13 protein-coding genes are annotated in these 13888 nt (G+C 48.9%); 1 reads left to right on the top strand and 12 read right to left on the bottom strand.

All coding sequences use genetic code 11. The features are described 5' to 3' along the window. Nucleotides 1-37: 37 nt before the first annotated feature. A complete protein-coding gene (dapC, locus tag F463_RS0101105; protein ID WP_018985193.1) occupies nucleotides 38-1231 on the bottom strand; it encodes a succinyldiaminopimelate transaminase in 1194 nt (397 codons plus the stop codon). A gap of 15 nt (nucleotides 1232-1246) precedes the next feature. Between dapC and F463_RS0101110 the strand changes: the two genes are divergently transcribed. Further along, on the top strand, nucleotides 1247-2158 hold the full coding sequence (locus F463_RS0101110; protein ID WP_018985194.1) for a DMT family transporter: 912 nt from the start codon (nucleotides 1247-1249) through the stop codon (nucleotides 2156-2158). Between the two features lies 1 nt (nucleotide 2159). Here the strand turns inward: F463_RS0101110 and F463_RS0101115 are convergent, their stop codons facing one another. Genes F463_RS0101115 through F463_RS0101165 form a run of 11 tightly spaced genes read right to left on the bottom strand, consistent with a single transcriptional unit; the run spans nucleotide 2160 to nucleotide 13803 of the window. Then, nucleotides 2160-3932: an O-linked N-acetylglucosamine transferase, SPINDLY family protein gene (locus F463_RS0101115; RefSeq protein ID WP_018985195.1), complete on the bottom strand. Its 1773-nt coding sequence runs from the start codon at nucleotides 3930-3932 to the stop codon at nucleotides 2160-2162. Further along, on the bottom strand, nucleotides 3929-5890 hold the full coding sequence (gene mnmC / locus F463_RS0101120; protein WP_018985196.1) for a bifunctional tRNA (5-methylaminomethyl-2-thiouridine)(34)-methyltransferase MnmC2/FAD-dependent 5-carboxymethylaminomethyl-2-thiouridine(34) oxidoreductase MnmC1: 1962 nt from the start codon (nucleotides 5888-5890) through the stop codon (nucleotides 3929-3931). Before mnmC ends, F463_RS0101115 begins: the two co-directional genes overlap by 4 nt. Before the next feature lie 30 nt (nucleotides 5891-5920). Then, nucleotides 5921-7207, bottom strand: coding sequence for an SAM-dependent methyltransferase (locus F463_RS0101125; protein ID WP_026295196.1), 1287 nt, complete (start codon nucleotides 7205-7207; stop codon nucleotides 5921-5923). A gap of 2 nt (nucleotides 7208-7209) precedes the next feature. Next, nucleotides 7210-8019 carry a DUF1365 domain-containing protein gene (locus F463_RS0101130; RefSeq protein WP_018985198.1) on the bottom strand — a complete coding sequence of 270 codons (810 nt, stop codon included), beginning with the start codon at nucleotides 8017-8019 and terminating at the stop codon, nucleotides 7210-7212. After that, nucleotides 8016-9263 carry an NAD(P)/FAD-dependent oxidoreductase gene (locus F463_RS0101135; protein ID WP_018985199.1) on the bottom strand — a complete coding sequence of 416 codons (1248 nt, stop codon included), beginning with the start codon at nucleotides 9261-9263 and terminating at the stop codon, nucleotides 8016-8018. Before F463_RS0101135 ends, F463_RS0101130 begins: the two co-directional genes overlap by 4 nt. Before the next feature lie 2 nt (nucleotides 9264-9265). Continuing rightward, nucleotides 9266-10207: an acyl-CoA desaturase gene (locus F463_RS0101140; RefSeq protein WP_018985200.1), complete on the bottom strand. Its 942-nt coding sequence runs from the start codon at nucleotides 10205-10207 to the stop codon at nucleotides 9266-9268. 50 nt (nucleotides 10208-10257) lie between these two features. Further along, nucleotides 10258-10764 (bottom strand): lipocalin family protein, encoded by a 507-nt coding sequence (locus tag F463_RS0101145; protein ID WP_026295198.1) that lies wholly within the window; start codon nucleotides 10762-10764, stop codon nucleotides 10258-10260. 38 nt (nucleotides 10765-10802) lie between these two features. Beyond that, nucleotides 10803-11450: a DUF6134 family protein gene (locus F463_RS0101150; protein WP_018985202.1), complete on the bottom strand. Its 648-nt coding sequence runs from the start codon at nucleotides 11448-11450 to the stop codon at nucleotides 10803-10805. Next, a complete protein-coding gene (locus F463_RS0101155) occupies nucleotides 11447-12202 on the bottom strand; it encodes a DUF1295 domain-containing protein (RefSeq protein ID WP_018985203.1) in 756 nt (251 codons plus the stop codon). The genes F463_RS0101150 and F463_RS0101155 overlap by 4 nt, the downstream gene beginning before the upstream one ends. Beyond that, entirely contained in the window at nucleotides 12199-12750 is a 552-nt protein-coding gene (locus tag F463_RS0101160) for a DUF2878 domain-containing protein (protein WP_026295199.1), read from the bottom strand. The genes F463_RS0101155 and F463_RS0101160 overlap by 4 nt, the downstream gene beginning before the upstream one ends. Further along, nucleotides 12751-13803, bottom strand: a complete 1053-nt coding sequence (locus F463_RS0101165) for an SAM-dependent methyltransferase (protein WP_018985205.1) — start codon at nucleotides 13801-13803, stop codon at nucleotides 12751-12753. Nucleotides 13804-13888: the final 85 nt, after the last annotated feature.

Raw genomic sequence — 13888 nt, forward strand, 5'->3', positions numbered from 1 at the left:
TGGCTTTTTAGTTGATGCCGTAGCACTTTTTTAATGTTTATTTCAAAAACTCACTCATCCTGTCTGCTGCAGAGATTGTCTCTTCATATGAAGCAACTAGCGCCATACGGATAAATCCTTTTCCAGGGTTCATTCCGTGGGCTTCGCGAGCGAGGAAAGAGCCTGGCAGTACTGTAATGTTGAGATTTTCATAAAGTTTTTTCGCCACTTGTGTGTCGTCTTGCTGCGTGTTGATCCACAGGTAAAAAGCTGCATCAGGAAGGTGCGTTTGCGGCCAGACGCTTTGCAAGCGCGGCGTGACAGCTGCGAACTTTTCACGATAAAGGGCTCGGTTCTGTTGAACATGTGTTTCGTCATTCCAGGCAACGATACTCGCTGCTTGAACAGCCGGGTTCATCGCGCAGCCGTGATAGGTACGATAGAGTGTAAATTTCTCAATAATATCTTCATCTCCGGCGACAAAGCCTGAGCGCATGCCCGGTACATTGGAGCGTTTGGATAAAGAACTGAACATAACAATCCGTTTAAAGTCGTCGCGACCGAGTTGATGCGCGGCTTGCAGAGCACCGACCGGAGGTTGTGCTTCATCGAAATAAATTTCTGAATAACATTCATCTGATGCAATGACGAATCCGTATTTATCTGATAACTCAAACAGGGTTTTCCAAGCCTGGATATCCATGACTTTACCGGATGGGTTACCAGGGCTGCAGACAAATACCAGTTGGGTTCGTTTGAGGACTTCCACCGGAACTTGTGTCAGGTCCATGACATAGTCGTTGTCAGGTGTGGTATTGATAAAGTAGGGCTGTGCGCCTGCCAGAAAAGCCGCACCTTCGTAAATCTGGTAAAACGGGTTGGGGGAAATCACCACAGGCTGTTGAGTCGCGCTGCTATCAATCACAGCTTGTGCAAACGCGAACAGGGCCTCACGGCTGCCATTCACAGGCAGAATCGCCTTGTCTATATTGAGCGCTGGAATCTTGTAACGGCGTTGTAGCCAGAGATTGATGGCCTCCCGTAAGGCGGGCACACCGATTGTGGTAGGATAGCTGGCCAATCCACTCAAATTGTTTGCAAGTGCTTCGCTGATGATGCCTGGTGTAGCGTGTTTAGGCTCACCAATCGACAGGTTGACATGGCTGTATGCCGGATTGGGTGTCAGGCCCTGGAACAGATCACGTAAACGCTGGAACGGGTAGGGTTGGAGGTGGTTTAAATTTGGATTCATAGGTGTGTATTATAAGTGAGCCTGTCGCATAAACAAAAAACTTCCCGGCAAAAATATATTGCTTCTGCTGCCCTGATTTATGGCGCTTTGTGCTGGGGCATTATCTGGTATCCGTACCGGTTATTAAATGAAACAGGCCTGTCAGGGGTACAATCCAGCTTGTTAAGTTACAGCTTGGCCTTGCTGCTGGGTGGCATGCTGTTCTGGCCGCGCTTCAAAAGGATCTCGCACGTGCCTGCATCTGCGTATTGGCTGAGTGTGGTGGCTGGTTGGACAAATCTGGCTTATGTGCTGGCGATTATTGATGGTGAAGTGATGCGTGTGATGCTGCTGTTTTACCTATCACCGTTATGGACGCTATTGCTCGCCAGAATCTGGCTACATGAACCCTGGCATAGACCTCAATTGCTGGCCATCGGTTTATCCTTGCTGGGGGCGGTGCTGATGCTGACGGATGGCCAATGGGTCTGGCCATGGCCACAATCCACTTCTGACTGGCTGGCATTATCGGCGGGGGTAGGTTTTTCGCTCACCAACGTCATCACCCGTTTTTCAACCCATTTGACCATTGCTGCAAAAGGCATGCTGGTCTGGTTGGGCGTTTTTGCATTGTCATTGCTGATATTGTTGTGGCAATCTGGAGCCTCTGGCATGGTGTTTGTCATGGCCTCTGCTGTAGCGCCACATGTTTATATCACTCTTTTTATCATTGCCTTGCTGCTGGTCTCAGCCACGTTGCTCGTGCAATATGGTGTCACTCAAATCCCTGCCATCCAGGCATCGGTCTTATTTATGTCCGAGCTGATTGTGGCGGCCATTGCAGCCTATTTTCTGGCGCATGAAACTATGTCTATCATTGAAATGGCCGGCGGCTGTTGTATCCTTGCTGCGGGAATGTTGTCGGTCAGTGTGGGCGAGTCTGGGTAGCTCAAGACAATAATTTCGCCAAAGACTGTTCCAATTGTCGGCAAAAAGTCTCTGGTTCAAATAATACCTGTGCTTGAGTCTTTAACTTTGTTTTGAGTTCAGCCAGGGCAGCGGCGTCACGCGCCAAATCAATCGCGCGTTGCTCAAATGCTTTCCAGTCCTCACAGATACATTCAGGCAGACCAACGCGATGGAGCAGGCTGGCACTGACCCTCGCCGGGAAAGTATCGCCTGCCACAGTGAGTATCGGGATGCCTTGCCACAAGGCATCACTGGCCGTGGTATGTGCGTTGTAAGGGCTGGTGTCCAGCATGAGGTCTGCATGTTGTTGCCGGGCGATATGCTGATCAATATGCATACGGGGTGCAAATATCAATCGGTCAACCTGGATGCCCGCTGCTTGCGCATGTTGCTGCAAGTTGCGTGTCGCCCAGGCATTGCTTTGTAATAGCCATAACACACTGCCAGGTACGTGCTGGAGAATGCGCATCCAGATGGCAAAGATGTCTGGCGTGATCTTGAAGCTCTGATTCAGGCAGCAAAATACGAAGCCTTGTTCAGGCAAGCCATGCTGTGCACGCGTCCCTGCATCCGCTTCCGGGCGGCGCGCATTGTTAGGTTGATAGCAGGGTAGCAGTACAGGTTGTTCAGCCAATGTAGCCGACTTGAGCGTTTCATCAATCACGATAGCATCAAATAATGGTCTGCCATGAAGAAAGCCCATACTGCCAGGATATCCTAGCCAGTTAATATGTCGGCGGGCAGGGCGGTAAGCAGTGACGCCACAGCGGCTGTTTTGGGTATAACCGGTCAGGTCTATCAGAATATCGATACCTGCATGACGCATATGCACCGCAACGTCTGCATCCGTCATATGAGTGATGTCCACCCATTGATCTGCTGCTGTCACAAAAGCTTGCCGTTCTGGTGATTGGTCATCTTTGGCATTGCTATATAGGGTGACTTCAAATTGATGGCGATCATGGGCTGAAATAACATCTGTGACCAAATAAGCCAGAGGATGACGGCGGAAATCAGAAGAAATATAAGCCACTCTGATCCGCTGATGAGCAGCTTTAGAAGCAGGGGGTGGCAAAGGCTGGATATGACCGTAATGCTGTTGCGCCCATAGGCTGGCACAGGCCAGTTGCTCTTTGTCAGTGGTGCCCGGCATGGCCAAAAAGGCAAAGGGAGGAATGCGTGCCTGAGTATTTGATCTCAATGCCTCCCTGACCGCTGCGATGGAGACATCCAGCCCTTGCCAATCGGCCATATGCTGTTTTTGATGAATCCAGTGTACTTTGGCATGCAATAACTGAGGATCAAGTTGCATCGCTTGTGCATATGAAGCGACTGCAAGATCCAGCTGGCCTTGCTCGCGATAAGCATTTCCCAAGTTGTTATGACACTCGGCATCATGCGGTGCGAGGCGCAAAGACGCCAGATAATGTTGAATCGCTGTTGCATTTTCTCCTAACTTGCGCAGGCTGTTGGCAAAGTTAAAGTGCACGTCGGCCTGCTGGGCATCCTGCTTTAATGACTGCCTGAAATATTCGGCAGCAACAGTTTCATTGCCTTTCAGGCTTGCGACATTGCCCAACTGCATGAGAATTTGCGGATGATCTGGCGCCCAATGTAGCGCCTGCTTAAACGCTTGCTCCGCGGCATCTGCCTGCCTGAGTGCCAGGTAACAGCGGCCTAATTCATAATGTAGCTCTGGGTCTTGCGGCGAAAGCTGCAGTTTTTTTTGTAATCGCTCAATGGTTGAGTTCATGTCGGCACCTTGTCACTAAAAGGCTGCGTCAACGATTGCCATCCCAATTGCTTGAACAAATGTCGTTGCGGGTGCAAGCCATGCCAGAAAGTGTCTTCAGTGAGCTGGGGTAGAGAGTACCCAAAATCTGTTAATAAGCGCCTTGCCAATATCGCCGCACAAAAAGGCGCTGTCAACAGGCCTTTGCTGCCATGTGCGACATGTACATACAGTCCTTGCGGTGAAGGCAAGTCTGTATGCTTTTCGATAGGCGCAACATGTAATTTGAGTCCGTTTAATATTGGGCCAACATAAGGCAGGTAATCAGGCGATCCGCATCTTAATGAAGCGCGTGCAAATGTGATCTCTGTGTTTTTAGCGTCATTAAAGTCTGCGCTGAGTCGGCTGACCATGTCGAGATTGCCAATATTGTCTTCCTCACGGATATCGGTGCCGTGGTCACCCGGGGCAAATGTGGCGCCCATCGCGTGCTGGCCATTATGCTGCGGTGTGAGATAACCATCTCCGCAAAGAATGGTTTTCAGCATGCTCATGGACGGTTGTGCAGCAATCATACCCATCTGCCCGCGTACCGGATTCAACCACATGCCACTATCCGGCAATAGTTTGTTGGCCTCGGCCGCATTGCAAACAATCACAGCATCAAACTGCTCGCTCAACTTGGCATCATTCATTTGCAACTGCCAAGCAGAGGCTTGCTTTACCAAGCTGGTGACTTCGTGGTTTACGTGCAAGCTGATATTCTTGTGATCTAGCATGCGTGTGCAAGCACTGTTTGGATTCACCCAGGCACCTTGTTCAAAAAACAGGCTGTCATGCGCCAACGAGACACCGGCCTGGACACTGGCCTGTTCGGCATCCAGCTTCTGTAGCAAGCCTAAATCAGCATATCTGGTAGCCACCTTTTGTACGCGTTTGAGTTCCCTTGGACTTCCGCCAAGCTGTACCAAACCACACACCTGAAATCCATCGTTTCCCAAATCAAGGTTGGCATAATGCCTAAGGCTGAAACTGTAACTGCGCCACGCTAGCTGGTCATTGAGCGGTTTTTCTGCGTTTAAGCGTGGATAGAGCATGCCACGTGGATTACCGGAGGCGCCGCTGGCAATGGTTGCTGCACGCTCAAACACCTCCACTTTGCAGCCTAAATTCGCCAGGAACCACGCGCTGCTGCAACCGGCAATGCCTGCTCCAATCACTGCTATCCGGGGTGGTTTTAAATGAGGGGCTTGGCTAGTCTCAGGCCAGTGGCCGTACAACATTTCACGCTTGTGACCAAATCCTCTTGTTTTATTCACTGCAAAACCAGCCGATTGCAGACCGCGTTTCACCAGACCTGCACTGGTGAAGGTAGCAAAGGTACTTCCATTATGTGCACATCTGGCCATACACTCAAATAAATAAGGTTGCCACATTTGTGGGTTTTTCGCCGGGGCAAAGCCATCGAGGAACCACGCATCTGCTTTGAGATTTAATTGCGGTAATATCTGCGTGCTATCACCGATGTGCAAGGTTAAGCTGGTAGAAAATGCTGGCAGCTCTATCTGGTTGATGCCAGGTTGTAGCAAACGATACTGCTGGCATAACGCCTGGCTGACATCAGCAAGTTCAGGGAAATGGGCATGGGCCGTTTGCAAGTCTTGCAAGGTAAACGGGGCGATTTCAACACTGACAAAATGTAAATGGGCGTGTGGTGGTGCAGTCTGCTGCCAAAGCTGTAAAGCAGCGAGGAAATTAAGCCCGCTGCCAAAACCGGTTTCAACAATCACAAAGTGGCTGGGGCGGTCGGTGGCTAACTGCTGCCAGCGCTGTTGCAACTGGTTATGCTGTAAAAACACAAAACGAGTTTCAGCCAGCCCATGCTGCGGGTGATCTGGACTGACTGAAAAATAGACATCATCGAATGCTGTGGAATAGGGCAGGCCATCCCGCCATTCCAATACTGCGTGTGTGCTCATGGGCGCAAGTTTATCATGCGCATGCGCACCTTACACCCGATGCTTGATGCGGTAACCAGGTTTTGCCAGTAACAGATGTACATCGCCTAACGCGCATTCAGCAAAGCCGCCTTCACAATAACTCAGGTAAAAATCCCACATGCGGATAAAGGCTTCGCTATACCCAAGCTGCCTTACCGCCTCGATATTGGCAAAGAAGTTTTCCCGCCAGTGACGCAAGGTGGTGGCGTAATGTAAGCCAATATCCTGCAAATCAACCAGCCGCAGGTCGCTGGCACGCGTCATACTAGCAAGCATGGCCGTGTTAGACGGAATGTTGGATCCCGGAAAAATATAGCGCTGGATAAAGTCTACCGAACGGATAGCACTATCGTAACGCTGGTCGACGATGGTGATGGCCTGAATCAACGCCACACCATCGGCTTTTAACAACTGGCTGACCTTGTTGAAATAAGTGTCATAGTATTGATGGCCCACGGCCTCTATCATCTCTATGGAGACCAACTTGTCATATTGCCCTTGCAAATGACGGTAGTCCTGTTTGAGTAGCGTAATCTGGTCTTGCAGGCCTTCTGCGATCACGCGTTCTTTTGCCAGGGAGTATTGTTGCTCAGAAATTGTGGTCGTCGTGACATGGCAGCCGTAATGTTTGGCAGCATATATTGCAAAGCCACCCCAACCGGTGCCGATTTCAATCACATGGTCATCAGGTGTTAATTGTAGTTTTTCACAAATGGTTTTCAGTTTAAGTTCTGAAGCCGCTTGCAAACTGGCAGTGTCTTCGTCAAAGATTGCCGAGGAGTACATCATGGTAGGATCCAGGAATAACTGGAACAAGGCATTGCCCAGGTCGTAATGCGCCGAGATATTTTTCTGGCTACCTGCCTCGCTATTGCTGTTTAGCCAATGAAAGACTTTCAATAACGGTTTGCTCAGCCATTGGTAACCACCTTCCAACGTATCCATGACTGCTTGATTCAGCACCATTAAGCGTACTACATCAGTTAAAGAATCTGCCTGCCAGTAACCCAGCATGTAAGCCTCCCCGGCGCCTATGCTGCCACCAAACGCAATTTCCCCATAAAAGCGGGGGTCCAGGACAGTAATGGTGGCTACAGGCGCCCGATTCACTGTTTGACCAAACACATATTGATCCGCACCATCAATCAGCGTTAACTGACCAATAGTCAAGTTTTGTAGTCGTTTGAGCACCTGCGATTTGGCTAAATTGGCCACCCATTTGGCGCGGCTTTTGGATTTTAATGGTTTGGTAAGCGGGTCAACGACCAATGGGGCAGGGGATGGCATCGTCGTCATGATCAATCTCCGATTCTAGCGTGTGGGTCAGGATGAGGATAAAAAGGAATTTTTTTCAGCCATAGTTTTAGCGCTTGCCAATAAATCGCAAGAATGACTTTCAGTGTCATCCAGGGATAGGCGAATAGCATGCGGTTAAGGGCGCTGGCTTGCCAGGGCTGACGTTGCATCTTCAGCGTGGCATAAAACATGGCTTTGTCCTGCTGCCAGTTTTGCATATGCACATTTAGAGTCTCACCGGGGGCTGAAAACTGCCATTGATACTGGATATCCATGGGCATAAACGGCGACACATGAAAGTCTTTTTGCAATTTGAACAGCAAAGCGTGGTCTTGCTTGACGTCATGGACATAAGCAAACTGCTCTTTCCACGGCGTATTGGTGATGTGGCTGACAATCGCCTGCAGATTACCATCCAGATCATGGCAGTAATAAAAGCTCACCGGGTTAAAGCAAACACCCCAGTAGCGGCAATGCGTCAGCAAGCCTATACGTCCCTGAGGACGCTTGCCTGTGTGTTTTTCCACCAGGTCACGTACGCAAATATCCAGTGGTTTTTCAGCAGGGCCTAAATAATCCTGTCGCCGGAAGTATGCAAGATTAACTTTAAGATATGACCACAATCTATTGTTTTTAAACAAAGATGGCAGCTCATCCAAGTCCAGATATAGCATAAATAGCTGATACTTAAAGCCATGCAACTTGGGTTGCAAACGCTGATGACTCACCCAGCCAGTATAAATCGCACTGTGTAATTGGGCACCCTGACATGGAGATTGTTGTAACTGTGCTGGCGCTTCATTGACTGTCATACCATGGCCTTTTGAAAGTGCTCTATTGCAGTGATTGCACTCACCACACCATCCTCATGAAAACCGTTGCGCCAATAAGCTCCTGCATAACCCGTGTGGTGATGCCCACTGATCTCTCCATGCCTGGTCTGAGCATGTGCTCCTTCCAGGGTATACAGTGGATGTCGGTAATGCAGTTTTTTGATGACTTTTGCTGGATCGATGGCATCAATGTAATTAAGCGTCACCAATAAGGGCTCTGCAGATTGTATGCCTTGCAGGATGTTCATATTGTAGGTGACTTGCACTTTACCGCCAGGCTTGTCGGTCACATGATAGTTCCAGGCCGCCCAGGCCAGTTTTCGTTTGGGCATGAGGCTGGCATCGGTGTGCAGGTACACCGTATTATCCTGGTAAGGGATGGCGCCCAATATCTGCTTTTCATCTGCTGTGGCTTCATCACCAAGGATTTTTAATGCCTCATCGCTATGGCAGGCAAAAAACACGTAATCAAACTGCTGGGACTTGCCATCCGAAGTGTAGACAGTGACCGCATCACGTAGTCGCTTGATGGACATGACCGATGTATTCAGTTGAATGTGTTCACGATAGCCGGCCGTCACTTTTTCCAGATAGGCAGCCGAACCCCCAACAATCGTGCGCCATTGCGGACGGTCATCAATGGTAAGCATGCCATGATGGTGAAAAAAACGCACAAAAAAACGGGCAGGAAATTGCAACATCTGTTCCGCATCCGTTGACCAGATGGCAGCCCCCATTGGCACAATATAATCACGGATAAATTGCTGTGAATATCTATTCACTTTAAGGTAGTCGCCCAGCGAGATTTCATTGCCGGGAGAAAGCAAGGCCAGGGATTCTTTGTTAAAGCGCAAAATATCGCGCACCATGCGATAAAAAGCAGGCGATAACAGGTTGCGCCTTTGTGCAAACAGGCTGTTCAGGGAGGTACCGTTATATTCCAGCCCGGTCACCTCATTACGTACGCTGAAACTCATGGTGCTATCGCGCCAGCTGACGCCAGTTTTACGCAGGATGCGCTCGAACTGAGGGTAGGTTTTATCATTAAACACAATAAAGCCGGTATCCACGGCGTGTGTTTGACCTGCCACCTCAACCTGGTGAGTGTGGGTGTGCCCACCAAGGTAATCATTGGCCTCAAACAGGGTAATTTGATGCGTTTGATGCAGATAATAAGCAAGGGTATTGCCGGCGATCCCGCCGCCAATAATGGCAATTTTCATGGTTAACCCCTCATCTCGCCGTGTTGCTCACGCACATTCAACGGTACCTGCTTGAGGTTCCAGATCAGCCCCATGCTTGCCAGTAACTTCAAGCCGTAATAGGTCAAATCTATTTCCCACCAGTAAAAACCCTGTTTTGCCGATCCTGGAAAGTGGTGGTGGTTATTGTGCCAGCCTTCCCCTAACGTGATGATCGCTATCAGCCAGTTATTGCGACTATGGTCACGTGTGGCGTAACGTCGGTTACCCCATACATGTGCCAGGGAGTTGACACTAAACGTGGCGTGATAAAGGGCAATCGTAGATACGATAAATCCCCAAACCAGCAATTGCCAGCCATTGGTGTGCAATTGTGGCGCGTAATGCGCTAGCAGATCACCCAATGCATAAATCGACACGGCCAGCGCGATGGGAACCAGACTATCAAATCGGTCTAGCCAGCATAATTCACGATAACGGGTCAGCTCCCTGACCCGTTCCAGTTGGGTTTTAAAATTGGCATGGCTCAGGAACCAGCCTAAATGACTCCATAACAAACCATGCTGATGCGGAGAGTGTACGTCTTGCGGTTGGTCAGCATGCACATGATGATTGCGATGGTGTGCGGCCCACCATAGGGGCCCACGCTGTACCGCAGTGGCACCAATCAAAGCAAATATGAACTGTCCTGCACGTGAAGTCTGGAATGTCTTATGAGCAAAATAACGATGGTAAAAACCAGTCACGGCAAACATGCGTATGAGATACATCACTATGGCGAAAAAAACTGCGAATGGACTCCAGCCCACCCAATATAGTGCAATTAAAGAAATATGCATGGCGACAAACGGCAACACCCGCCACCAATCTATGCTGTTGTCATTCGCATAGGCTGGCGCCTGGTAACGGTGATTATCGAGCCAGCCAATCAACCGCCATAAACAGCTGTATATTCTCTGCGACATGGAATCCCCTCTCCTGGGATAAGTCATTTGTTACTTGTTTTTTTAATCGTCTATTTTTTTGTTGGTAGCTGTTGGGGAAACGCCCGTAACTTGCTGGTGTCGTAACCCATAGACTGGATTTTGGACACTAAATCGTTGTAAATCTCCCGGTTTAAATGAGGCTGGCGTGACATCAGCCAGACATAATCGCGTTTATTTCTGGCGATAATCGTGTGCTGATAGTCTTCGCTCAAATAAGCAATCAGGTATTCGGACTTGAATGGCCAGATAAATTGCATTTTCCATTCTGCATTGCCAGTTCCTGGGACCACAAACCCGGTGGGGTGGTAGGTTTTTAATTTGCCGTTAAAGCTGCTTTGGTTAAAGCTGAATGTGGTGGCTATGGAGCCGTCAGGATTCTTTTCATAACGCTCTACCGGGTTGTACGGGTCGTTTTCTATGATTGTCGGGATTGCCGCAATCACAAACCAGTCACCCATAAACCGGTCGAGATCGACTTCTGCCACCGTTTTGATGGGAGGCATAGATTGGCAAGCAGATAATCCTAAAAAACTCATGATGCAAATCACTTTAATAAAATTGTTTAACATATTGATTAAATAAGTTTATAAATAATCTTATAGCCCTCTGGCGTGACGGATTCCAGAGCGACCCATTCCTGCTGGTCGTCATACCACAGCGTGATATTCAATTTATCCTTGCCCTGATAGCGCCCTGTTAATCGGTATTGGTGCACATTCACTGGTTGCCCTTTCACCATAATGACTTGCTTGCCTTCATCCATAACACTGACATCCAGATATTCGCCATTTTGCGGATTAAGCAGGCGTTGTTGCTTCAAGATATCCGGATTCCAGTAAGCAAACGTCATCACGCACGCAGGTAAGGTTTGCTTTTTCCCATTTTTATCAACCAAAAATTGGTTGCCTTGTTGTACGCCTGCGACATCAGTGATCTCTTTATTTTCTTCGGTATGGGCACGTAATTCACTTAAACAAGTACCTTGCCACGTTTCATTGGCCTGGTGCTGGTAACGGTAGGCGTTAATAAAAAGCACCTTGACCTTAAAGTTTGCCCGGCTTTGTAACTGGTTTTGATTGAATGTGAAACTGTGCGTACCAATCTTTTGTTTATCCAGCCAAACCTCAAAAAACCATTCTTTAGCCTCGGCGACAGAAATAAAATTAAGCACGGCAACTATGGTTGCAAAGTATCTGATCACAGGGATCATACGCGCGTTCATTTTGGAATCCCTGGAATAAATGCGTTGGTACGTTTGGCATACTCGGCATAGCCTGGGCGACGGCTATGGATGGTCTGCTCCATCAGGCTGACTCCGCTGACTTTGAGCAGTAAAAAGGTCATGATCACAGGCGAAAGCCAGACCCAGGGATTGCCAGTTGCGGCCCCAAATAAGGCAAACCCCCACCAGATCAAGCACTCACCAAAATAATTGGGGTGGCGGCTGTATCGCCAGAGTCCGGTTTGCAGTACGCCATCTGCGCCCATATTTTTGTGGCGAAACTGCATTAATTGCCAGTCGGCAACGGCCTCCCAATAAAAACCTGTGAGGAATAACACTATTGCCGCAGCATCCAGCCACTGCAAGGATGACTGGCTGGTGATAGAGACATACAGAGGATAGGAAATGGCCCAGGCCAGGAGGGCCTGAAATCCAAAGATGATGTACAGGCTTTTTAACCAGAAGTGGGGTTCGTTATTTTTGCGGATGGTGTCGTACCGATGATCTTCTTTGCCCCAGTTACGCCAGGTGAGAAAAATGCTAAGCCTCAATGCCCATAGACTCACTGCGACCAGCACCAGCCAGGCGCGCAGGGATAAATCCAGCATGAATATGGCGCTTACACAAGCCGTCATGAGCATGAACAGACTCCACATGCTATCGACGTGACTGTATTTATGCGTCGCAAAACTCAACAGCCAGCCTGTCAGGGCAAACGCAACAATGGCAATCAAAGCATAGCTGTAAATCATACTGGCCTCACTTGCAGGGTTGCGTTGAACGTGGCACGGATCCAGAGCAGCAATGGCAAGACCAGGCCCCATTCCAGTGCAATCCAGGCCAACTCTGATGTTGGGCCGGGCAAGGTAACAGCACCTAATTTTTCAGCACCTACATAGGCTAATGGGCCGAAAATGGCGCCCAGTAAGGCGGCAAGCGTTAATTGATGCTGTAACCAGCGCATACTGACATTCAATGTACATGCAAAAGCCAGCCATAACCCAATCATCCAGCTGGGGATATAACTGATCGCCTCGGACTGATTATCAAAGCTGACCCAGCCCATGCTGTATACCACTTGGTCGAATATGCAGCCGGTGAGTGCAGTGAGTATCAAAGGGAGGGATTGCTCCCAGCCTTCCACCCAGTGTAAATGCAACAAAGTTAATAAACCAATCAGGCAAAGCAGGGTGTCTTCTTTGCCAGTCCCGGCAGAGAGCACGCATGCCCACCACAACAATTGAAAAGAAACAAAATTAAAGATGACCAGCTTGGAGGAGGGCATATTCAGTCTTTCCACTTATCTCTTTGAAAACAGATAATGGCTGACCCACCAGGTTTGTCCCTGGTTGTAACCAAACAACTCGGCACATGCCATGAAAAATATACGCCAGCGCTGACGCCAGCGCTCTGCATCCGCTTGCCCGTAAATTGACTGTAAAACCGGGGTCAGTTCGGCATGGTGACTATCCATGTTTGCCAGCCAGGCATTGGCTGTTTTTTGATAGTGGGTGCCGTTCCAGCGCCAGCTATCAATGATTTTGAGATCGTCCTGAAAGTAAAGAGGCAATTGATCACTGGGCATCATGCCGCCACTGAAAAAATATTGGCTCATCCAGTCATCCTCTGCTTTGACATCAAAAGTGTAGGCGGCGCTCCTGTGTACAAAAATATGCTTGAAAAAGAGGCCACCTGGCTTGAGCCAGCGCGCCACCTTGGCATATAACAGAGCGTAATTGCGCATATGTTCAAACATCTCTACTGAAACAATCCGGTCAAACGTCTGATCAATGTCAAAGACATTCATATCAGCGGTGATGATATGAATATTGGACAACCCCCGGGTTTTTGCTTGTTGCAGGATATATTCGCGTTGCGAGGCCGAATTTGACACGGCGGTAATCTGGGCATCCGGATAATGGCTGGCCATCCACAGGGTCAGTGAACCCCACCCACACCCTAGTTCAAGAATTTTCAGGGGGCCACCCAAGCGTGCATGTGCACAGGTTTGTGCCAGTGCCAGCTCCTCTGCTTCATCCAGCGTTTGTGTGTCAGGCAACCAGAAGCAACTGCTGTATTTGCGGTTGATACCCAGGCAGTATTGATAAAAGGCTGCCGGGATTTCGTAGTGTTGGGCATTCGCTTTTTCAGGTAATGGTGCAATCTCGGCAAGCTGCATCTGCTCTATAAATGCAACCAGGTTAGCTTGTGTTCGTTCGCAATCCTGTTCGGCAATTTCGCGTAACCTGGATTGGCAAAGTCTGCGTATTCCCATGCGGATCACTGCATCAGAGAGTAATCCTTTTTCAGCTAGTTGTAATGCAATTGATGTTTTTGTCGATGTAATTGTCATGATTATGATTGTTGTACAAGTTAACAATTCTTGTCTATGGCTGTCTACGACCAGATTAGTTTCACCAATTAAAAAAAATTTTCAA

Source organism: Methylophilus methylotrophus DSM 46235 = ATCC 53528 (assembly GCF_000378225.1).
Lineage (GTDB): Bacteria > Pseudomonadota > Gammaproteobacteria > Burkholderiales > Methylophilaceae > Methylophilus > Methylophilus methylotrophus.